The 22,476-nt window shown below is 47.2% G+C and carries 19 protein-coding genes, 1 rRNA gene and 1 pseudogene (1 of these 21 only partly in view); 19 read left to right on the forward strand and 2 right to left on the reverse strand.

Annotated features, from left to right (window positions below; translation table 11 throughout):
* From vanX to NYE37_RS06875, 6 genes are all read left to right on the forward strand, one after another.
* Positions 1-532, forward strand: partial view of a D-Ala-D-Ala dipeptidase VanX gene (gene vanX / locus NYE37_RS06850; RefSeq protein WP_340711882.1) — the 3' portion only. Its footprint begins 98 nt before the window's first position; 532 of the gene's 630 nt are visible here — the last part of the coding sequence; the start codon falls outside the window, past its left edge; the stop codon is at positions 530-532.
* Positions 533-781: 249 nt separating this feature from the next.
* Complete coding sequence (gene vanR / locus NYE37_RS06855) at positions 782-1,465, forward strand: VanR-ABDEGLN family response regulator transcription factor (RefSeq protein WP_236533825.1); 684 nt, start codon at positions 782-784, stop codon at positions 1,463-1,465.
* Positions 1,462-2,589, forward strand: coding sequence for a vancomycin resistance histidine kinase VanS (gene vanS, locus NYE37_RS06860; RefSeq protein WP_037997104.1), 1,128 nt, complete (start codon positions 1,462-1,464; stop codon positions 2,587-2,589). Before vanR ends, vanS begins: the two co-directional genes overlap by 4 nt.
* A gap of 202 nt (positions 2,590-2,791) precedes the next feature.
* Positions 2,792-3,268, forward strand: coding sequence for a VanZ family protein (locus NYE37_RS06865; RefSeq protein ID WP_037997103.1), 477 nt, complete (start codon positions 2,792-2,794; stop codon positions 3,266-3,268).
* Positions 3,269-3,847: 579 nt separating this feature from the next.
* Complete coding sequence (locus tag NYE37_RS06870; RefSeq protein ID WP_037997101.1) at positions 3,848-5,050, forward strand: quaternary amine ABC transporter ATP-binding protein; 1,203 nt, start codon at positions 3,848-3,850, stop codon at positions 5,048-5,050.
* A complete protein-coding gene (locus NYE37_RS06875; protein WP_037997100.1) occupies positions 5,047-6,765 on the forward strand; it encodes an ABC transporter permease/substrate binding protein in 1,719 nt (572 codons plus the stop codon). Before NYE37_RS06870 ends, NYE37_RS06875 begins: the two co-directional genes overlap by 4 nt.
* A gap of 40 nt (positions 6,766-6,805) precedes the next feature.
* Here NYE37_RS06875 and NYE37_RS06880 read toward each other — a convergent pair whose 3' ends face one another.
* Entirely contained in the window at positions 6,806-8,080 is a 1,275-nt protein-coding gene (locus NYE37_RS06880) for a PTS sugar transporter subunit IIC (protein WP_037997099.1), read from the reverse strand.
* Positions 8,081-8,391: 311 nt separating this feature from the next.
* Between NYE37_RS06880 and NYE37_RS06885 the strand changes: the two genes are divergently transcribed.
* From NYE37_RS06885 to msrB, 9 genes and pseudogenes are all read left to right on the forward strand, one after another.
* Entirely contained in the window at positions 8,392-8,694 is a 303-nt protein-coding gene (locus NYE37_RS06885; protein ID WP_037997097.1) for a PTS sugar transporter subunit IIB, read from the forward strand.
* 1 nt (position 8,695) lies between these two features.
* Entirely contained in the window at positions 8,696-8,998 is a 303-nt protein-coding gene (locus NYE37_RS06890; protein ID WP_037997095.1) for a PTS lactose/cellobiose transporter subunit IIA, read from the forward strand.
* Positions 8,999-9,014: 16 nt separating this feature from the next.
* On the forward strand, positions 9,015-10,100 hold the full coding sequence (locus NYE37_RS06895) for a DUF871 domain-containing protein (RefSeq protein WP_049720230.1): 1,086 nt from the start codon (positions 9,015-9,017) through the stop codon (positions 10,098-10,100).
* 30 nt (positions 10,101-10,130) lie between these two features.
* The gene (locus tag NYE37_RS06900) at positions 10,131-10,688 is read left to right on the forward strand and encodes a glycerol-3-phosphate responsive antiterminator (RefSeq protein WP_037997090.1); all 558 of its coding nucleotides are present in this window, start codon (positions 10,131-10,133) and stop codon (positions 10,686-10,688) included.
* A gap of 196 nt (positions 10,689-10,884) precedes the next feature.
* Positions 10,885-11,592: pseudogene (locus tag NYE37_RS06905) on the forward strand (MIP/aquaporin family protein); the annotation flags it as partial.
* 26 nt (positions 11,593-11,618) lie between these two features.
* Positions 11,619-13,121, forward strand: a complete 1,503-nt coding sequence (gene glpK, locus NYE37_RS06910) for a glycerol kinase GlpK (RefSeq protein ID WP_037997089.1) — start codon at positions 11,619-11,621, stop codon at positions 13,119-13,121.
* A 114-nt stretch (positions 13,122-13,235) separates the two neighbouring features.
* On the forward strand, positions 13,236-14,903 hold the full coding sequence (locus NYE37_RS06915) for a glycerol-3-phosphate dehydrogenase/oxidase (RefSeq protein ID WP_049720226.1): 1,668 nt from the start codon (positions 13,236-13,238) through the stop codon (positions 14,901-14,903).
* A 253-nt stretch (positions 14,904-15,156) separates the two neighbouring features.
* Positions 15,157-16,705: ribosomal RNA gene (locus NYE37_RS06920) — 16S ribosomal RNA — on the forward strand.
* 218 nt (positions 16,706-16,923) lie between these two features.
* The gene (msrB, locus tag NYE37_RS06925) at positions 16,924-17,388 is read left to right on the forward strand and encodes a peptide-methionine (R)-S-oxide reductase MsrB (protein ID WP_138614943.1); all 465 of its coding nucleotides are present in this window, start codon (positions 16,924-16,926) and stop codon (positions 17,386-17,388) included.
* 51 nt (positions 17,389-17,439) lie between these two features.
* On the opposite strand, the gene pepF is transcribed toward msrB, so the two are convergent.
* The gene (pepF, locus tag NYE37_RS06930; protein ID WP_175413224.1) at positions 17,440-19,257 is read right to left on the reverse strand and encodes an oligoendopeptidase F; all 1,818 of its coding nucleotides are present in this window, start codon (positions 19,255-19,257) and stop codon (positions 17,440-17,442) included.
* Positions 19,258-19,401: 144 nt separating this feature from the next.
* Between pepF and NYE37_RS06935 the strand changes: the two genes are divergently transcribed.
* The 4 genes from NYE37_RS06935 to rimP all read left to right on the forward strand — a co-directional run bounded on the left by NYE37_RS06935 (position 19,402) and on the right by rimP (position 22,458).
* On the forward strand, positions 19,402-19,872 hold the full coding sequence (locus NYE37_RS06935; RefSeq protein WP_049720220.1) for an Hsp20/alpha crystallin family protein: 471 nt from the start codon (positions 19,402-19,404) through the stop codon (positions 19,870-19,872).
* Between the two features lie 177 nt (positions 19,873-20,049).
* Positions 20,050-20,343: a hypothetical protein gene (locus NYE37_RS06940; protein ID WP_037996415.1), complete on the forward strand. Its 294-nt coding sequence runs from the start codon at positions 20,050-20,052 to the stop codon at positions 20,341-20,343.
* On the forward strand, positions 20,327-21,751 hold the full coding sequence (locus NYE37_RS06945) for an FMN-binding glutamate synthase family protein (RefSeq protein WP_049720219.1): 1,425 nt from the start codon (positions 20,327-20,329) through the stop codon (positions 21,749-21,751). Before NYE37_RS06940 ends, NYE37_RS06945 begins: the two co-directional genes overlap by 17 nt.
* A 245-nt stretch (positions 21,752-21,996) precedes the next feature.
* Positions 21,997-22,458, forward strand: a complete 462-nt coding sequence (rimP, locus tag NYE37_RS06950; RefSeq protein WP_049720218.1) for a ribosome maturation factor RimP — start codon at positions 21,997-21,999, stop codon at positions 22,456-22,458.
* Positions 22,459-22,476: the final 18 nt, after the last annotated feature.

Genomic DNA, 22,476 nt, shown 5'->3' on the forward strand with positions numbered 1-22,476 from the left:
CGGATATGAAGTTAATCGCATCGTGGGAACTTATGACTTAGCCCTTGCGTTGCGAAAGGCACAAAAACAAGCAGAAGCTCTCGGGTATGGTTTGCTGTTGTGGGACGGCTATCGGCCCCAAAGGGCGGTGGAATGCTTTTTACGTTGGTCCGAACTACCGGAAGACAATCTTACCAAAGAAAGATATTATCCGAATATCGAGCGATCCGAATTAATCACAAAGGGATATGTTGCGCCATTATCAAGCCACAGCCGTGGAAGTGCAATTGATCTTACGCTTTATCGGTTGGATACCGGTGAACTTGTCCCCATGGGAAGCAGTTTCGATTTTATGGATGAACGCTCACATCACACCTCAAAAAAAATTTCAAGCAATGAAGCGAAAAACCGCCGGTTGTTACGTTCAATCATGGAAAACAGCGGATTTGAAGCTTACGAATATGAATGGTGGCACTACGTATTAAGAAACGAACCTTACCCTGATACGTATTTTGATTTCCCCATTGTCGGGAACCATCAAAAAGAGGACTAAATTGGGGTTCATCAATGAAATTCCGGTTGCGCAAGGGTTTTTTACATCCTTGATGTGTTTTTGCAAACAATGGATTTCTGATTTTATATCCATTGTCTTACTTTAAGATATACGTCTAATCGTATATGAATTAAAATATAGTGGGACAATAACAGATAAATGAATTTCAACATAGTCATCAGCCGGGGTTTCAGTAAACAGGAAAATCAAACTGTTTATATGTGTTGAGAGGAGAATGGGTTGGTAACTGTGAGTGATAAAATACTTGTTGTGGATGATGAACGTGAAATTGCTGATTTGGTTGAGTTATACCTGAAAAATGAGAATTATACCGTTTTCAAATGCTACACTGCCAAATTGAAATGTATCGATGAGACTGACCTGGATCTTGCCATATTGGACATCATGCTTCCTGGCACAAGCGGCCTTGAAATCTGCCAAAAAATCAGGGACAATCACAATTACCCCATTATCCTGCTGACCGCAAAAGATGCGGAAGTGGACAAGGTGACGGGTCTTACGATCGGTGCAGACGATTATATCACAAAGCCCTTTCGCCCGCTTGAGTTAATTGCACGCGTCAAAGCGCAGTTGCGCCGATACAAAAAATACAATGGAGTAACAGAGCAAAAAGAAAATGTTATAGTTCATGCCGGCATTGTCATGAATATAGACACGCATGAGTGCTTTTTGAACGAGAAACCGTTATCCCTCACCCCTACTGAGTTTTCAATCCAGCGCATTCTTTGTGAAAACAAAGGAAAGGTGGTTAGTTCTGAGCAGTTGTTTCATGAGATATGGGGAGACGAATACTTCAGCAAGAGCAGCAATACCATCACCGTGCATATCCGGCATTTGCGCAAAAAAATGAATGACTCCATTGATAATCCGAAATATATCAAAACCGTATGGGGAGTTGGTTATAAAATTTGAGTGAGAAAAATAACGATTATTACAAATTAAAACGCAAACTATTCCTGTATATCCTTGTAATTGTGATCGCTGCAATTGTATTTGTTTTTTATTTGCGTGAACTCATGCGGTGGAGAACCGGGGAGTGGATCGTACGTTTTTTGGAAAACAGTTTTTACTTAGAGCGTCAGGACGCGATGTTAATATATCAATATACCATACGGAACAATATTACCATCATTATGTATGTGACGATTGCTGTTACGGTTCTGATTCTGTGCCGTATCATGCTGTCGAAATTCGCGAAATACTTCAACGAGATAAATAACGGCATTGATATACTTATCCAAAAAGAGGATAAACAAATTGAACTTTCTCCGGAAATGGAGTTTTTGGAACAGAAACTGAACACATTAAAACTGACACTGGAAAAGCGGGAGCAGGAGGCGAAGCTTGCCGAACAAAGGAAAAATGACTTTGTCATGTACTTGGCACATGATATTAAAACTCCCCTGACATCCATTATCGGTTATTTGAGCCTGCTTGATGAGGCGTCAGACATGCCGGCAGAGCAACAGGAAAAGTATATTCGTATTACATTGGACAAAGCCATTCACCTCGAACGGTTAATCGACGAGTTTTTTGAGATCACGCGATATAATCTCCAAACGATTAAACTTGAAAAAAAGCACATTGACCTGTACTACATGCTGGTGCAAATAACCGATGAATTTTACCCCCAGCTGGCCGTGAATGGAAAACAGGTTGTTATTCATGCTCCGGACGATTTGACGGTATACGCCGATCCCGATAAACTTGCCAGGGTCTTTAACAACATTTTGAAAAACGCCGTGGCATACAGTGAGGACAACAGCGTCATTGACATTACCGCGGGTCGATGCGGGGATATGGTTTCGATCGAGTTTAAAAATGCCGGGAGTATTCCTAAAAGTAAACTGGATGCCATATTTGACAAATTCTATCGGATTGATGACGCCCGCTCCTCCGGCAAAGGGGGAGCGGGACTTGGATTGGCGATTGCAAAAGAAATCGTGACTTTACACGGCGGGCGCCTTTATGCAGACAGTGATAAAACACATACTTCATTTACGGTGGAGCTCCCCGCCATGCCAAGGCAGACTTAAGAAAACATTAAGGAAATTCCCGTGTTTTCTTAAGAAATGATCAACGAAACATTAAAAAAACGACTCGTTCCTTCAGGTAGACTTCATACTGAGGGTACGAGATTTTTTTTGAATCAAAAAATGGTTTTATCGGTTGAAAATCACAGCATTTTTGATCGTTCTGAGGAAAACAAAAGAAAAATACGAATCAGGAGGAGAAACATTGGGAAGTAAAAAGTTTACATTCGGATTATTCACTGTTTATGTATTTGTGCTTGTGTGGTTGGTTCTTTTTAAATTACAGTTTTCTCTTGATTATATAGAAAGAGTGCGGGTCATTAATTTGATTCCGTTTCATCAGTCTCTTTTTTCTGAGGTATATAGCAATATAAGAATTTTTATACCCTTGGGTATTTATATTTGCATGTTGAAAAGTGAGTGGGCTTTTTCGAAAAAAGTGTCAGCCATCGTTGGTTTTACTTTGTCATTTGAAATCATTCAATTTGTTTTGGCGATTGGAAGAAGTGATTTGACGGATATCTTGGCCAATACGCTCGGGGGTGTCATCGGTATTGGAATTTATCAGCTGATATTCAAGCTTCTCAAACACAGAACAAATATTTTTATAAATTTGTTTTCCTTGTGTGTAACATCCTTTGTTATGTATTTCATTATCTTTATATTCAAAAGGCCCATCTAGCTCTCATAAAGCCTGAAAAAGATGCCAAATCAGGTGCCTTTCTCAGGCTTTTTTCATTTCTTCCATTAAATATCTGTTATCCAAAACTCCATCGTTCCTTTTTTGGTATAAATCCATCTTGTTTTCCCGTTTTTTTTTACCGGCAAAAATACAAATGGATCCGTCTGGTTCCGTCAGCTGAAAGGAAAACAGACAATGGGAGAACGATAAAGAGGAAAAAGCGGTGAATCATCCGGTGGGTGCAAAGCATTTTAAAAACAAAAATTCCACTGGAAGATGATTGCCTGCGCTCGGTGAAGATCCGGAGGGTTTAAAATATAAATAAAGTGGTGGGAATATGAAAAAATTTTACGATCCCCCGGATGAAGTTGATAGAGTAAACCATCATGCAGGATTTGTGTTTTCTCAGGAAATACTCTGTGAACGAACATCCTGCTATTTTTGGTTAAAAACAAAATCGTGGTTATGTTTTTAAAATTATACTAATATAACCGTAAATTTTTTAATTTATCATTAAAAACCTGTTTAAAAGATCGATTTTAGGGAAATAAATAACGAAGCAAGATTGGAGGGGAAGTTTTGAACTACCAAATTGAAGTGAAAAATCTCACGAAGATCTTTGGCAAATCAACGAAGAAAGCTTTGAAAATGCTGAAGGAAGGAAAAGGAAAAGAAGAAATTTTCAAGGCGACCGGAGCCACGGTGGGTGTGAACCAAGCAAACTTCGCCGTGGAAAGCGGAGAAATTTTCGTGATCATGGGATTGTCCGGAAGCGGAAAATCGACGCTTCTCCGGATGTTGAACCGTCTGGTTGAACCGACCTCGGGGCAGGTTTTTATCGACAATGAAAACATTGTCGAAATGAATGCGGAGCAATTGCGGGAACTGCGGCGGAAAAAAATCAGCATGGTCTTTCAGAAATTCGCTTTGTTTCCCCATCGCACAGTGATTGAAAATGTTGAGTTCGGGTTGGAGATTCAAGGGATTTCTGCCGCCGAACGAAGAGCGAAAGCCATGGAAAGCCTGAAGTTGGTCGGTTTGGAAAGCTGGGCTGACAGTTATCCCAACCAATTGAGCGGCGGAATGCAACAACGGGTCGGGTTGGCCAGGGCGCTGGCGAACGATCCGGAGATTTTGCTGATGGACGAAGCTTTCAGTGCACTGGATCCCTTGATTCGCAAAGAGATGCAGGAAGAGCTTGTCGATCTGCAACGGTCGATGAATAAAACCGTCATATTTATCACACATGATTTGGATGAAGCGTTGCGCATCGGAGACCGGATCGTGTTGATGCGCCATGGGGAAATTGTGCAAATCGGGACGCCTGAAGAGATCTTGACCAATCCTGCCGATGCCTATGTGGAACGGTTTGTGGAAGATGTCAACCTGGGGAAAGTCCTGACCGCCGAAACGGTGATGCGCAAGGCGGAAACCATCGTTCTCGGAAAAGATGGAATCCGTGTGGCAGGAAAGAAAATGCGGGACAAAGGCATTCCCACGTTGGTGGTGGTTGACCGCAAGCGTTATTTAAAAGGGATGGTCACCGCCGATCAGGTAAAAGAAGCCTTCAAAAAAGAAAAGAAAGTAGAAGATATTTTGGTGAAAGATGTTGTGAAAGTAAAAAAAGACACTCCTTTGCAATCGATTGTATCCGAAATGGGACAACAAGCGGATTCCACCATCCCAGCCGTTGTTGTTGATGACGAGGATCGTGTGCTGGGGATTGTGGGGCGTGGTGCCGTCTGGGCGGCACTTACCGGGCAAGGAGGGGATAGCGAATGAATTTGCCGAAACTCCCTCTTGCCGACTGGGTCGATGCGTTGATTAAATGGATGCAAGAATATTTTGCGCCCTTATTTCATTTTATTCAAGGCATTATTACACCGATCACCGATTTCTTTGAACGGGTTCTATCGGTCACGCCACCATTGGTGACCATCTTGTTGCTGACCTTACTGGTGTGGTTGTTAAGCCGGCTGAGGATTGCCGTCTTTGCACTGGTGGGCTTTTTGCTGATCTATGATCTGGGATTATGGGAAACCAGCGTGGAAACCCTCGCTCTGGTCTTGACATCGACGCTGATTTCGATCATCATCGGAATCCCGCTCGGATTATGGGCCGGGCGAAGTGACCGGGTCAAACAAATTGTCACCCCGGTGCTCGATTTCATGCAGACGATGCCGGCATTTGTTTATTTGATTCCTGCGGTCTTTTTCTTTGCCTTGGGGGCTGTGCCTGCGGTGATTGCTTCGGTGGTGTTTGCCATGCCGCCGACCATCCGCATGACCAGTCTGGGATTGCGCCAGGTGTCCAAAGAGTTGAAAGAAGCGGCCAATGCTTTTGGCTCCACTTCTTGGCAACGCTTGGTCAAAGTGGAGATTCCGCTCGCGAAACCGACTATCCTGGCCGGAATCAACCAAACCATCATGCTTTCCTTATCCATGGTGGTCATCAGTTCCATGATTGGAGCCGGAGGGCTTGGTGAGATCGTGCTTGAATCGATCTCCCGGTTGCAAGTCGGTTTGGGATTTGAAGCCGGGCTGGCGATTGTCATCATCGCGATTGTGTTGGACCGGATGACGCAAAATCTGGGAAAAACAAAAACAGCTCCTTCCGGTGGAAACGGGAAGAAAAAATTCCCGGTCCGCAAATGGATGTCTGTTGTGGCGATCCTAGTGTTTTTGGGCATGGTGATTGCCGCATATGCTGATTTCGGAGGCGGCAAAGAGAAAGTGACATTGGCATACGTCAGTTGGGAATCGGAAATCGCCAGCACCAATGTCGTGAAAAAAGTCCTGGAGAAACAAGGATTTGAAGTTGATCTGGTGGAAACCCAGGCAACCCCGATGTGGCAGGGCGTGGCCCAGGGAGATGTGGATGCTCATGTGGCGGGTTGGTTCCCGGTGACATCCAAAGTGATTGCTGACCAATTCAAAGGGCAATATGTGGATCTGGGCCCCAATTTGGAAGGAGCGCGGGTCGGACTGGTGGTTCCTTCGTATGTCAAAGCCAATTCAATTACAGAGCTGAATCAATATAAAGATCAATTCAAAGGAAGGATTGTCGGAATCGACCCCGGGGCTTCCATGATGCAAACAACGGAAAAAGTGATTGATGAATACGGATTGGATTTTCAATTGATCAATGGTTCGGATGCCACCATGTCCGCTGAATTGTCCAAAGCCATTCAGAAAAAGGAATGGATTGTGGTGACCGGATGGCAGCCTCACTGGAAATTTGCCGATTTCGACCTGAAGTTTTTGGAAGACCCGAAAAAAATGTTTGGCGGGGAAGAAGCCATCCACACGATCGTCCGGAAAGGCTTGAAAGAAGACAAGCCGGAGGTGTACCGGATCCTCGATCGTTTCCATTGGACGAAAGAAGATATGGAAGAAGTGATGTCCGATATCCACAATGGCATGAGCCCTGACAAAGCAGCAGAAAAATGGGTCGAAAATCATCCGGACAAAGTCAAAGAGTGGACACAGGGAGAATGAGGCACAAAGTGAGAGAAGAAAACTCTTCTCTCACTTTTTTTTAAGGTGTTGCATTTTCTTCAGCGCGCATTTTCTTTTCATATGCTTTGAAGAACGGATAGTAAATGAATCCGGACAGCAAAATATTGACAAAAACCAGGAGAATGGCCCGCCAATCTCCCCCGGTGGCCACATAAGCGCCAAACGGGGCGGGAAGGGTCCACGGAGCCAATATGGAAATGCGTTGGATCCAGTCCAAGGAGAAAGCGAGATAAGTGGTGACGGTACAGGCAACCGGTGCGAGAATGGCCGGAATCACAAGGAGGGGATTCATGACGATGGGTACGCCGAAAATGACCGGTTCGTTGATGTTAAACAAGCTGGGGACAATGGAAAAACGGCCGACTTGCCTCAGGTAAGAAGATTTGGAAAATAAGAGCAACAAACAGAGTGAGAGCGTGGTTCCCGAACCACCGATCCAGACAAACCATTGATAAAACGGTTCCACGATCATGTTGGGCAACGGCTGTCCGGATGCCGCCGCGGCCGCATTTTCATCCAACAGCGCAAACCAGATGGGTTGCAAAACGGTTCCCACCACCGCCACCCCGTGGATCCCGGCACACCACAGCAGCATGATGAAAACAACCGGAATCACGGCGCCCAAGAACGTGTTCCCTGCAAAATAAACCAAGGGCGAAAAGAGTTTGAGCAACACATTGTGCAAGTCGATTTCCAGCCAGACGCGAATGATCCACATTAGCAAAATAATGCATGCCGCCGGAATCAATGCTTCAAATGACCGGGACACGGAGGAAGGAACGGATTCGTGCATCTTGATGGAGAAACCTGATTTTTTCAACCAGTGCATGGTTTCCACGGCGATGAACATGGCGATGATCGACATGAACAATCCGGAGCCGCCCATTTTGCTGACGGGAAGCAACCATCCCAGTGCTTCGTTTTCCGGAAGGAGATGATCCAGGTTAACGGGAAGGGTCGCCATGATAAACGTGGCGGCACTGAGCAATCCGCCGGTGATTCCATCCAGATCGTAAGAACGGGCCAGGCTGTACCCCATGCTGAACGAGGCATACAACGCCATCAACCCCAAAGTCAGCCGGTAAGGAATCAAAATGTCTTCCGCGTAAGGTTTGACCATGGCTTCGAGCGAAGGAACGGGAGGTGAGGCAATGATTAAAAAGAGGGAACCGATGATGATGAGAGGAAGCGTTGCGATAATTCCGTCGCGAATGGCCCTTAAATGACGCAATTCCGAGAGTTTGGCGAAAGGAGGCATCCATTTTGTTTCAATCCAGTTTAAAAACCGCTCCATGGCCGTCCTCCTTTTGAAAAAGGATGATATCCAAATGGTTATAAATATTATAACATATATATATCAGAATATTTTTTCTTTTTTGTTTTTAAAACTGTCGTGGCTTGTCTTTTCGGAAAAGGAGGTGGTTGCTTTCATTGATATGAGCGGCGGGGTCCGGGTTGGCGGCCTTGGCAGACAAGATGATATGAAATAATTTGTAAAATATATGAATAGACTTTTTTTATCAATTCTAGTAGATTAAAGGTAAATAAAGCGATGAACTGGAAAAAAGAGGTTATTTTGTGTTGTTAAAAAGGAGAGGATTCGGGATGAAAGTGTTGATTGTGTGTGCAGGAGGCATGTCCAGCGCGATTGTTTTGAAAGCAATTCAGTTGGAAGCTGAAAAACAAGGGCTGCCACTCACCTTGAAAGCGATCGGTGCCCATGAACTGGAAAATGAATTGCCCGATTATGACATGGCACTGGTTGCCCCGCAAATCCGCCACCGGTTTGTTTCCCTTTCTGATATCGGAAAAAAGCTCAATAAAAAGGTGCAACTCATCCCTTCCACGGGATATACGCCGATGGGAGCCCCGAGTGTGATCGAAATGATAAAAAAGGAGTTATCGTAAATTGGAACAAGAAATTTTTGAAATCATATTGCACGCCGGAAACGCGCGCGGACTTGCTTTTGAGTCGTTGGAAGCGGCAGAAGATTTTGATTTTGAAAGAGCGGAGCAGTTGATTCAAGAAGCGGATAATGAGTTGGCGGTTGCGCATCAATTGCAAACAAAGCTGATCCAGGCGGAACTGAATGGAACCCTGAAGGAAAAAACGTTATTATTGATTCATGCACAGGATCATTTGATGACGGCGATGAGTGAGCAAAAATTGATTGAACGGATGATCCGGATCATCAAAAAGCTGAAAGCATGAAAAGGTGGGGAAATCATTGAAACGATTGGGGATCTCTTTATATCCCGGGCGCACCACGTTTGAGAAGGACCGGGCTTATTTGGAAACAGCAGCAAAATACGGATTTTCCCGGGTGTTTACGTGTTTCATTTCACTGAATGAGCAAGACGGTGCCAAGCGGGAACAATTGAAACAAACGATTGCGTATGCAAAACAGCTGGGAATGGAAGTTTATATCGATGTCAATCCGCGCGTTTTTTCCAACCTCGGGGTCCGGGCGGATGATTTGTCTTTATTTCATGACTGGGGGGTTGCCGGAATCCGGCTGGATCTGGGCTTTTCTGGGCAAGAAGAGGCCATGATGACTTACAATCCTTACGGCATCAAGATCGAGATCAACATGAGCCAGGGAACCCGTTCCATCGACCAGATTCTCAGTTACCAACCCAACAAAGAGCAACTGACCGGTTGCCACAACTTTTATCCTCACCGGTATACCGGGTTGTCCTATGATCATTTCGCCCGGACCAGTTCCGCTTTTAAAGCCTTGGGGATTCAAACGGCTGCCTTTGTCAGTTCACAAAGTGCCACCCTGGGGCCGAGAGAGATCGCGGAAGGATTGTGTACCTTGGAAATGCACCGGGAACTGCCAATCGAAATTCAGGCCAAACACTTCTTTATGACCGGGTGGATTGATGACGTGATCATCGGCAATGCCTATGCGTCGGAAGAAGAGTTGAAAAAGCTCAGCCAAATTACTCCGGAAATTCCGGCGTTTACGGTGAACATGTCTGAAGATGCCACGCCTTTGGAGAAAAAAATTGTGTTTGAGGAATCCCATGTATACCGGGGCGATGTTTCCGAATTCATGATCCGTTCCACTGGGAGTCGCGTAAAATATAAACAAGCTTCTTTTCCCCCGCATAACACCCAGGAAATCCGCCGGGGGGATGTTTTGATTGACAACGATCATTACGGCCAATACAAAGGAGAACTGCAAATTGCCTTAAAACCGATGAAAAATGACGGCCGGACCAATGTGGTGGGCCGGATTGAAGAACAAGAATTGTTTTTGCTGGATTATTTGAAACCTTGGAGCCCGTTTCGGTTTGAGCGTTCCTGAGGAATAATTCGAAACAAGAAGGTGTCAAGCATGGAGCATTTCAACAATCAGAAAATATTGCCAGCAGCCAATAATATCAAGGAATTTGAAAAGCTGATGGAAACAGACTTTGAATATGTCATTCTGTTAAACAGCCACATTGCTCAGCTGACAGCTTTAATGAAATTGGCACGGCGCCATCAAAAGAAAGTGCTGTTGCATGTTGATCTGGTTCAGGGGTTGAGAAGTGATGAATACGGTGCGGAATATCTGTGCCAAAAAGTCAAACCGGCCGGATTGATCTCCACGCGGACGCCGGTGATCCAAATGGCCAAAAAAAGATCGTTGATTGCGATTCAACGCATTTTTCTGTTGGATTCGCATGCTTTAAACACCAGCTACCGGCTGATTCAATCGTTCCAGCCGGATTACATTGAAGTCTTGCCCGGAATCATCCCCCATATCATCCGGGAAATTTCCGACAATACCAACGTACCGATTCTGGCCGGGGGCTTGATCCGGACCGTGGAGGAAGCCCGGGAAGCATTACAGGCCGGAGCCGTTGCGATCACGACCTCTGAACAGAAGATATGGAATAAAATTAATTAAAAAGAAATTGATTTATAAAAAACATTAATTTATAATAAGTATGAAATCGTTTTCGCGAATAAAAAGTTAATCAGGCATACCAGTGATGAGACAGGGAGAATCACGACGTCCTTTTTTCTAACGGTTGTGGAAAAAGGTTCTTAGTGATTCTTTTTGTTTTTTTTGGGCATCTCGGGGAAAGGAGCGTATGGATTGGATGACACCGTTTACGGCTGAACTCATTGGAACCATGATCCTGATTGTTTTTGGAGGCGGTGTGTGCGCCGGAGTCAATTTGAAGAAGACATTTTCCCATGACTCCGGTTGGATTGTCATTGTGTTTGGATGGGGTTTTGCGGTGATGTTGGGTGCCTATGTGGCAGGGGACATCAGCGGTGCCCATTTGAATCCGGCATTGACCATCGGTCTGGCAGTGGCCGGCAAGTTCCTTTGGAGCCAGGTACTGTCCTATATCGCTGCTCAGATGATCGGTGCCTTTTTGGGAGCGGTGATTGTCTGGCTTTTCTATTATCCGCATTGGGAACAAACGGAGGACCCCGCCGCAAAGTTGTCTGTTTTTTCCACTGCCCCGGCCGTTCCGAATTTCTTTTTTAATTTGATTAGTGAGATGATTGGGACATTTTTCTTGGTTTTTATTTTGCTGGTCATGGGCGCAGAAGGAATGGCGTTTGCTGACGGGTTAAAAAACCTGATTGTCGGCTTTTTGATTGTGGCGATCGGAATCTCACTCGGAGGGGCCACGGGTTATGCGATTAACCCGGCTCGTGATTTTGGCCCCCGTCTGGCCCATTTTCTTTTGCCGATTCCCGGAAAAGGGGATTCCAATTGGGGATATGCGTGGGTGCCGGTAGTCGGACCGGTGATTGGCGGAATCGTTGCCGCATGGGCTTATCAGATTCTCTTTTAGAGATTAAATGAGGTGATTGGAAAGTGACGAAAAAATATGTATTGGCGATCGATCAGGGAACAACCAGTTCCCGGGCAATTTTGTTTGACCGGCAGGGCAAAATGGTTCACATGGCCCAAAAAGAATTCCAACAATATTTTCCTCATCCCGGGTGGGTGGAACATGACGCCATGGAGATTTGGAGTTCGGTCCAAAGTGTGATTGCCGAACTGTTGGCGAAATCATCCGTGTCCGCTTCTGATATTGCTGCCATTGGCATCACCAATCAGCGGGAAACGACGGTGGTCTGGGACAAAAAAACAGGAAACCCGGTCTATCCGGCGATCGTTTGGCAATCGAGGCAAACGGCCTCCATCTGCGAAGAATTGAATCAAAAAGGATATACCGACTTATTCCGGAAGAAAACCGGTCTTCTCATTGATCCTTATTTTTCCGGGACCAAGGTCAAGTGGATTTTGGATCATGTCAAAGGGGCGCGGGAAAAAGCGGAAAGAGGAGACTTGCTGTTTGGCACCATTGACACGTGGCTGGTCTGGAAGTTGTCAGGCGGACGGGCGCATGTGACGGACTATTCCAATGCTTCCCGGACATTGATGTATAATATTTATGATTTAAAATGGGATCCGGATTTGCTCTCCATTTTGGACATTCCGGGGAAGATGCTGCCGGAAGTGCGTTCCTCTTCGGAAGTGTATACGGTGACGGAAAAATCCTTGTTCTTTGGAGAGGAAGTGCCTGTATCCGGTATTGCCGGGGATCAACAGGCCGCCCTTTTCGGACAGGCGTGTTTTGAACCGGGAATGGCCAAAAACACTTATGGAACCGGTTGCTTCATGTTGATGCACACGGGGGAAAATGCTGTGCCCTCCAAGCACGGGCTGCTGACCACGATTGCCTGGGGTTTGGACGGCAAAGTGGAGTATGCGCTGGAGGGAAGTATTTTTGTTTCCGGATCCGCCATCCAATGGTTGCGGGACGGATTAAAGCTGATCGATGAAGCCGGAGAAAGTGAAGCCATGGCCAATGAAGTGGATTCGACCGGAGGCGTTTATGTGGTTCCGGCATTTGTGGGGTTGGGAACGCCTTACTGGGATTCCGATGCCCGGGGGGCTGTCTTCGGACTGACAAGGGGAACCACCCGGGCGCATTTTGTCAGGGCCACGCTGGAGTCGTTGGCTTACCAAACCAAAGATGTGCTCAATGTCATGGAGGAAGATTCGCAAATCCGGCTGAAAAAACTTCGTGTGGACGGCGGGGCTTCCGTTAATAACTTTTTGATGCAGTTCCAAAGCGATTTGTTGGATGTTCCTGTCGAAAGACCGCTTGTCCTTGAAACCACGGCCTTGGGAGCGGCTTACCTGGCGGGCCTTTCTGTCGGCTTTTGGAAAAGCAAAAAGGAAATTGCTGAAAATTGGGTGATCGATCGTGCGTTCCAATCCAATATGGATGACAAAACCCGGACCCGGTGGTATAATAATTGGAGAAAAGCGGTTGAAGCAACCCGTGCATTTAAAACAGCGGATTAATTTGGATATAAGTTAATAGACGGATGAGATCTGGAGAACAGCCTTGAAACTCCTTTGCCGTATCGGGCACAGGGGTTTTTACGGCTGTTATTTTTTTAAAAGGAGGAAATAACCGTGAGCGGAGCTTTTTCTGTGTTGAACCGGGAACAAAAAATCAAGGATGTCCTTTCCCGGGAAATAGACCTTTTGGTGATTGGCGGGGGGATTACCGGCGCGGGCATTGCGTTGGATGCAAAGACTCGCGGTTTAAACACTGTCTTGATCGAGATGCAGGATTTTGCGGCAGGGACGTCGAGCCGTTCCACCAAATTGGTGCACGGAGGATTGCGGTATTTAAAACAATTGGAAGTCCGTTTGGTGAAGGAAGTGGGGAGAGAGCGGGCGATTGTTTATGAGAATGGCCCGCATGTGACCCGGCCCGAATGGATGTTGTTGCCGGTCATCAAAGGCGGGACGTACGGAAAATTGGCCAGTTCCATTGGGATTTGGCTCTACGATTATCTGGCAGGGGTGAAAAAGAGTGAGCGCCGGCAGATGTTGAACCGGGAAGAAACGCTTGAAAAAGAACCCTTGTTGCGAAAAGAAGGATTAAAGGGAAGCGCTTATTATGTGGAGTACCGGACTGATGATGCGCGCCTGACATTGGAAGTTTTGAAAAAAGCCGTCGAATACGGGGTGGATGCTTTCAATTACATGAAAGCCGAGAAATTGCTGTATCAAGACGGAAAGTTGGTTGGCGTTCAAGTGCGGGATTTGTTGAATGGGGAAATTTATCAAATTTACGCTAAAAAAATTGTCAATGCAACCGGGCCGTGGTGCGATGAAATTCGTGAAAAAGACGGGTCCAAAAAAGGGAAAACCTTGCATTGGACCAAAGGTGTTCACTTGGTGGTGAATCAGGGACGGTTCCCGTTGCGGCAAGCCGTTTACTTTGACACCCCGGACGGGAGAATGGTTTTTGCCATTCCACGGGACGGGAAAACATACATTGGCACGACGGACACGAATTATTCCGGCGATTTGGCTCACCCGCGGGTGACGGAAGAAGACAGGGATTATCTGTTGAATGCAGCCAACTTTATGTTTCCCGACATCCGTCTGACAAAAGATGATGTCGAATCCAGTTGGGCGGGGATCCGTCCGCTGATTCATGAAGAAGGAAAGTCTCCTTCTGAGATTTCGCGAAAGGATGAGATTTTTCGTTCCCCGTCCGGATTGATTACCATTGCGGGCGGGAAGTTGACTGGTTACCGGAAAATGGCGGAAAGAACCGTTGATTTGGTGGCGAAGGAATTGACGGAAGAAGCGGGTTATCAGTTGAAACCCTGCCATACCGACCGCATCCGCATTTCCGGAGGGGATGTCGGTGGTTCCGATCAATGGCAAGGCTTTTTGGAATCGAAGAAAAAGGCCGGGGAAGCGATCGGTTTATCTGCTCAGGCGGCAGAAGAACTTGTTCAACGTTATGGCAGCAACGTGGATCAGGTTTATTGTTATGTGGAGGAAGGAAAAGAGGCGGCTTCCCGATACCAATTGGCTCCGGAAGTTTACGGGATGCTCAAATACGGGATTTTGGAAGAGTCTGTGGCGACTCCTGCCGATTTTTTCATTCGCAGGACCGGCAGTTTGTTGTTCCAAATTGACTGGGTGCATCAATGGAAAGAATCCGTGCTTCAAATGATGAAAGATGAGTTTGGCTGGACGGAGGATGAAGTGAAGAAATATCACGATCAATTGCAAAAAGAATTGGAGGCGGCCACCACAGCGGTTGAAAGGGAATAAGGGCGAGGCTTCCGGATTTCTTTTTCCTTTTCGGGCGAAGCAGGAGATTGCTTCGCCCGTGATTTCAATGGGTTCGAATAGTTTTATTTAGAACGGAAACTTTTTTATTTTTTTGTTGACAAAACCCCATCAAGGTGTTAGGATAGTATCTGTCGCCGCAAGAGAGCGGCACAAACAAAGTGAAATGAAGTGTTCCTTGAAAACTGAAGAGTGAAGACATGACTCGTTAATTCTTGAGAGTTCACATCAAACTTTTTTGGAGAGTTTGATCCTGGCTCAGGATGAACGCTGGCGGCGTGCCTAATACATGCAAGTCGAGCGGGAGAATCATCCTTCGGGATGAGGATCCAGCGGCGAACGGGTGAGTAACACGTGGGCAACCTGCCCGCAAGACCGGGATAACTCCGGGAAACCGGGGCTAATACCGGATAGTCCTTTTCCCCGCATGGGGAAAAGGGGAAAGGCGGCTTCGGCTGTCACTTGCGGATGGGCCCGCGGCGCATTAGCTGGTTGGTGAGGTAACGGCTCACCAAGGCGACGATGCGTAGCCGACCTGAGAGGGTGATCGGCCACACTGGGACTGAGACACGGCCCAGACTCCTACGGGAGGCAGCAGTAGGGAATTTTCCGCAATGGGCGAAAGCCTGACGGAGCAACGCCGCGTGAGTGAGGACGGCCTTCGGGTTGTAAAACTCTGTTCTTGAGGAAGAATTCCTTCCAGGCGAACAGCCTGGAAGGTTGACGGTACTCAAGGAGAAAGCCCCGGCTAACTACGTGCCAGCAGCCGCGGTAATACGTAGGGGGCGAGCGTTATCCGGAATTATTGGGCGTAAAGCGCGCGCAGGCGGCTGATTAAGTCAGGTGTGAAAGGCTGCGGCTCAACCGCAGAGCGGCACCTGAAACTGGTCAGCTTGAGTGCAGGAGAGGGGAGCGGAATTCCCGGTGTAGCGGTGGAATGCGTAGAGATCGGGAGGAACACCAGTGGCGAAGGCGGCTCTCTGGCCTGTAACTGACGCTGAGGCGCGAAAGCGTGGGGAGCAAACAGGATTAGATACCCTGGTAGTCCACGCCGTAAACGATGAGTGCTAGGTGTTGGGGGGCTACGCCCCTCAGTGCCGAAGGTAACCCATTAAGCACTCCGCCTGGGGAGTACGGCCGCAAGGCTGAAACTCAAAGGAATTGACGGGGGCCCGCACAAGCGGTGGAGCATGTGGTTTAATTCGAAGCAACGCGAAGAACCTTACCAGGGCTTGACATCCCGCTGACCCCTCCAGAGATGGAGGTTTCCTTCGGGACAGCGGTGACAGGTGGTGCATGGTTGTCGTCAGCTCGTGTCGTGAGATGTTGGGTTCAGTCCCGCAACGAGCGCAACCCTTGTCGTTAGTTGCCAGCATTTCGGATGGGCACTCTAACGAGACAGCCGGTGAAAGCCGGAGGAAGGTGGGGATGACGTCAAATCATCATGCCCCTTATGTCCTGGGCTACACACGTGCTACAATGGCTGGTACAAAGGGCAGCGAACCCGCGAGGGGGAGCCAATCCCAAAAAGCCAGTCTCAGTTCGGATCGCAGGCTGCAACTCGCCTGCGTGAAGCCGGAATCGCTAGTAATCGCGGATCAGCATGCCGCGGTGAATACGTTCCCGGGCCTTGTACACACCGCCCGTCACACCACGAGAGTTTGCAACACCCGAAGTCGGTGAGGCAACCTTTTAGGAGCCAGCCGCCGAAGGTGGGGCAGATGATTGGGGTGAAGTCGTAACAAGGTATCCCTACCGGAAGGTGGGGATGGATCACCTCCTTTCTAAGGAGCTCATTTCGAGCAAAAATGTTTCAAAGAGTCATGTCTCACACTCTTTAGTTTTCAGGGAATACTGGAAAAATCCCCGCAGACCACGGTCTGCGGGGATTTTTGTTTGCGACGGTTGCATTTTGAAACAAAAAAGGGAAGATACCCCCTGAAACGGGGTATGCTAAAATGAAAAGATGCCGGGAAAATGATTGGAAGATGAGGTGTTTCAAATGGTCAGGAGGGCAAGAAGAGAAAGAAAAGAACAAGAAGAACAGAAAAAAAAGTTATCCCCGCGTCAATATCACGTCACTCAGGAAAATGGAACCGAACCTCCTTTTCAAAATGAATACTGGGATCATGAAGAAGAAGGAATCTATGTGGATGTGGTTTCGGGTGAACCGCTTTTCAGTTCATTGGACAAATTTGATGCCGGATGCGGTTGGCCCAGTTTTACCAAGCCGATTCACGAAGATCAGATTGTGGAAAAGGAAGATTACAGCCACAACATGATCCGTACCGAAGTGAGGAGCCGGGAAGGAGACTCTCATTTGGGGCATGTGTTTAATGACGGGCCGCTGCCGACAGGGCTCCGCTATTGCATCAACTCGGCGGCTTTAAGGTTTATCCCGAAAAAAGATTTGGAAAAAGAAGGTTATGGGGAATATCTGTCCCTGTTTGATAAAAAGGATTCATGACAAAGAGAAAAGCGTTTGCCGGGTCGGCAAACGCTTTTTTTATGGCAGGCATTAAGATTGGGCCAGAAGTTTTTCCAATTCATCCAGTTTCTCCTCAAAAACGTTCAGGGCTTGCTGAATCGGTTCCGGTGAAGTCATGTCGACGCCGGCTTTTTTCAATACTTCAATGGGATAGTCGGAACTTCCGGCTTTCAAGAAGGAAAGATAACGGGAGACGGCCGGTTTTCCTTCGCGCAGAATTTGTCCGGACAATGCCGCCGCGGCACTGAATCCTGTCGCATATTGGTAAACATAATAGTTGTAATAGAAGTGGGGGATGCGTGCCCATTCCAAACCGATTTCCGGATCGCTTATCATGTCGTTGCCGTGATACTTTTTGTTCAAATCATAGTACAACGAGGTGAGCAGTTCCGGTGTCAGCGCTTCTTTTGCCTGTGCTTTTTGATGAATGAGATGTTCAAATTCGGCAAACATGGTTTGGCGGAAAACCGTTGCCCGGAACCCGTCGAGATAATGGTTCAAGAGATACAGACGCTTTTGTTTGTCGTCGGTTTGTTTGAGCAAATAATCATTGAGCAAGGCTTCATTGCAAGTCGATGCCACTTCCGCAACAAAAATGGAATAGTTGCCATAGACAAACGGTTGGTTTCTGTTGGTGTAATAACTGTGGAGGGAGTGCCCCAGTTCATGTACCAGTGTGAACAAGCTGTCAATGCTGTCCTGCCAGTTCATCAGGATGTAGGGGGCCGTTCCGTAAGCTCCTGAAGAATAGGCGCCGCTTCGTTTTCCTTTGTTCTCATAAACATCGATCCACCGATTGTCAAAAGCCTCTTTCAGGATGGATACATATTCCTTGCCCATGACACTTAACGCATCGAGCACAATTTTTTGTGCATCCGGGTAGGAAATTTTAAAAGAAGATTCTTCCACCAACGGGGTGTAAATGTCGTACATGTGCATTTCTTCCAAGCCCAGTGCTTTTTTGCGGATGCGCATATACCGGTGCAGCAAGGGCAAATTTTGGTTGACGGTATCCACCAATTGATCATAGACGGTTTCAGGTATGCTGTTCCGGCTTAAAGCGGCATGCCGTGCCGAATCATAGCCGCGGACTTCTGCATAAAAATTATTTTTCTTGATGGCCCCGCTTAAGGTGCTGGCAAAAGTGTTTTTATATTTGTCGTATGTGGAGTATACGGCATGAAACGCGTCTTTTCTGACGCGGCGGTCCGGGCTTTCCATCAATTTCGTGTACCGGCCGTGTGTCACTTTGACTTCTTCCCCGTTTTCATCCCGGATCGAGGGAAACTCCATGTCTGCATTGTTCAGCATGCCGAAGGTGTTGGCGGAGGCCCCCAGGACTTCACCGGCTTGGGCTAGGAGTTTTTCTTCTTTTTCCGATAAAACATAGGGACGCTTTTTGTTCAACTCTTCCAGAGCGTGTTTGTATACCTGCAATTCTTCGTTTTCTTCCAAAAAACGCGTGATTTTCTCTTCGGGGATGGAAAGGATCTCCGGAGTGATGAAGGACAAGGCTCCGGAAACTTCCGTATACAAACTTTTTGCGCGGTCATTGAGGGCTTGATAAAAGGATTGGGTGGTGTCCTGATCAAACCGCATATGCGCATATGTATAAAGTTTGTCAAGTTTGTAGAGCAATTGATCCTGGAATTTCAGCGCTTTTAACAAATCCTCAGCAGACCGTCCGAGCTTCCCTTTGAACCGGCTGATCTCAGGGATCATTTGTTTGATGTTTTGATATTCTTCTTCCCATTTCTCATCGTTTTCAAAAATATCTTCAAGACGCCATTTATATTCATCCGGAATTTCTGAGCGAAGAGGAAGTTTGGATGAGGATTGGGTCATGATTATACCTCCTTAATCAGTTCTGTATTCTCCATTATACTACTCGGCCGGGGAAATCAGAAACCATTCCTTTTATTGGGTTATGTATAATTTTTTTATTAATTTGCATAATATTGGGGTGATCATCATGAAAGGGGGGTACAAGAAGTGAGCAATCTGGAGCGTTTCAGAAGCCGGAGAAATCTTCATAACCCGGTACATCCTTTGTCACAAATCCATTCGGAAATCAACCGCACATTTGAACGTTTTTTTGAAAATCCGATCTGGAATGAGTCGATGCCAAAAATGCCCGCCATCAACATGAAAGAGGAAGGGAACCAGTATGTCATCGAGGCGGAAATGCCCGGCCTCAGGGATGAAGATGTTGAAATAGAGGTGCACGGCGGACAATTAACGATCAAAGGGGAACGGAAACAAGAATCGAAAAAAGAAGGAGAGCACATGTATATTGAAGAGAGGAGTTATGGTTCGTTTTACCGGACCGTCACCCTTCCGCAGGATGCCAACTTGGATCATATCACAGCCGATTATGAAAACGGGCTTCTCATAATCACGATTCCGAAGGATCCGGAAAAAGAACCGAAGAGAATTAAAATCAACCGGAAACCTTCTTCATGATCGTGCGGGAAAAATGAAAAAAACCAACGGGGCCGTATGGGACACGGCCCTTTTTTTTGGAAAGAAGCCGGCACCGGGTTCCTCCTAATTTTTCCCGGATGGAGATGTGAGTAATCAGAGAAGGATGATCGCATACTATCACCAAATCCATTTCAATTTCAGGAAGGTGTAAGGATTATGCAAAATGTTGAAAACATGGAAAACGTTCTTTCCTACATTCATTCCGAGCTGAACCGCATTGAAACGATGGCGGGTACATTGGCCACAATTGAACAGGACCATTACCGGAAGCTGACGAATTTCGATCATCGCAAATTGGTGGATATTGCGGTCGAAGAACAGAATGCCGCCCGTCAGTTGGGAACGGTCAAGCAAATGTGCTTGTCGATGGCGCAAAAAATTGAAGAACTTCAAAATTCGTTGGGGCAGGGTGAAGCCAAGGAGCGTGTCCATCGTGCTGAAGTTCATTGAAAGGATGATCCGGTCCGCCATTGACCGGTCTGTCGATCAAGCGTTGACCAGGATGATCCGGGACCAATATACCGAGAATTTGTTTGAAATGGTGCCGGCCTCGAAAAAGGTGGGGGTGACCAACCTCATGGAAATCACCATGAGGGCCAATCAGGGCACACCCATCTCCCGACCCTTGGGAACCCCTGTTCCTATGTCCCCGTGGGAAAAAATCTTGTTCAATCCGGTTCACCTGTTCCGCTTTCCCACTCCGGAAAACGTCGGAATCAACACTTCGGTCACGATTGGACAGCGGGCCAAAAAACCATTGACGATTTCCATTCCGATCATGATTGCAGGCATGTCCTTCGGCGGTGCATTAAGCAAAAAAACCAAAATTGCCCTCGCCAAAGCTGCCACCAAGGTGGGGACTGCGACCAATTCGGGGGAAGCGGGGCTCATGAAAGAGGAAAGGGAAGCGGCCGGTTTGTTTATCGGACAGTATAACCGGGGCGGATGGATGAACGATCCGAAAAAGTACAAAGCCTTGGATGCGATCGAGATTCAACTGGGGCAGGGGGCCCAAGGATCCGCTTCGCAGCGGACGGCCGCCCATAACATCGGCGAGGACTTCAGGGAAGTTTATGAGTTGCAACCCGGGGAAGATGCGGTGATCCATTCTCGGCTGCCCGGGGTCAATGGCAAGGAAGAGTTTGTCCAACTGGTCCGCAGACTGAAAGAGGAAACCGGGGTGCCGGTGGGACTGAAAATTGCTGCGACGCATCATCTTGAAAAAGAGTTGCAAATCGCCGTGGAAGCCGGAGTGGATTTTGTCACCGTTGACGGAGCCGAAGGCGGAACGCACGGGGGTGCACCCACTTTGCAGGATGATGTCGGATTGCCCACCCTCTTTGCCATTACAAGAGCATCCGAATTTCTTGCCCGAAAAAAGGTGAAACAGGATATTCAACTGATTGCCACAGGAGGATTGGTCACTCCCGGACGAATGCTGAAAGCCATCGCCTTGGGAGCCGATTGTGTGTATATCGGAACGGCGGCCTTGATGGCCTTGGCCAGCGAACAAATGGTCAAATCCGTACCCTTTGAACCTCCCACCAGCTTGTTGGTTTATTCGGGGAAAATGACCGACCAATTGGATGTGGACCAGGCGGCCATGAGTCTGGTCCGTTATTTGAATGCTTGCGTGCGGGAAATGGAGCTCGTTTTGATATCGCTTGGAAAAACGGCTGTTGCCGATTTGACCAAATCGGATTTATGTACCATGGATCCTTTTATTGCCAAAGCAACGGGCATTGAGTTGGGCTATGTTGCCCCCGAAGACCAATCCCGCTTTTTTGAAGAAACCAACCCCTTGTTTTCCGTTCCACGGGACCGGGAGTTTGAAACCGGGCCGTTTGTCAGCCATTGAGAGATAAAAAATGCATCCCGGGGATACCGGCTTTTTCTGCCCCGGTCCCCGGGAAGAGGGACAAAAGCGGTTCGTTAAGGAAAAAGGAGCCGGCAAAGGCAATTGCTTCTTTTTTGGTGATTGTGTTATAATCACTTTGGCTATACTTATTGTAGATACATCTTGCGAGTGCAAAGAGTGGGTGGAAGCCCACTCTTTGCGTTTTGTTGCAGGTGTTTGAATTAGCCAAATAAGGAGGGTTGGTTTTGAGCCGACAAATTACAGAAGCCGTACAACAACTTGCCCGGCCGATTGTGGAAAAAGAAGGTTTGGAACTGGTCGATATCGAGTATAAAAAAGAAGGGCCAAATTGGTTTTTGCGCATTTTCATCGACCGGGAAGACGGGGGAGTTGATTTGGATGATTGCACCCGGATCAGTGAGATAGTGGGGGAAAAGCTGGACGAAGAAGACCCGGTGCCAGGGGCGTATATTCTGGAAGTGTCATCACCGGGTGCGGAAAGGCCGCTGACCAAGGAGAAGGATTTCCAAAAAGCTGTCGGTAAAAATGTATATATTACCACGTACGAACCCATTGAAGGCCAAAAAGTGTTTGAAGGGGTTTTGCACCAATTTGACGGTACCACCCTTACGGTCCATGAGAAGAAGAAGACATTTGAGATTCCACTCGAGAAGGTGGCCAAAGCACGATTAAGCGTCGTTTTTTAACGCGAAGGGAGGATTAGG

This window comes from Thermoactinomyces sp. FSL K6-2592 (assembly GCF_038006465.1).
Lineage (GTDB): Bacteria > Bacillota > Bacilli > Thermoactinomycetales > Thermoactinomycetaceae > Thermoactinomyces > Thermoactinomyces vulgaris.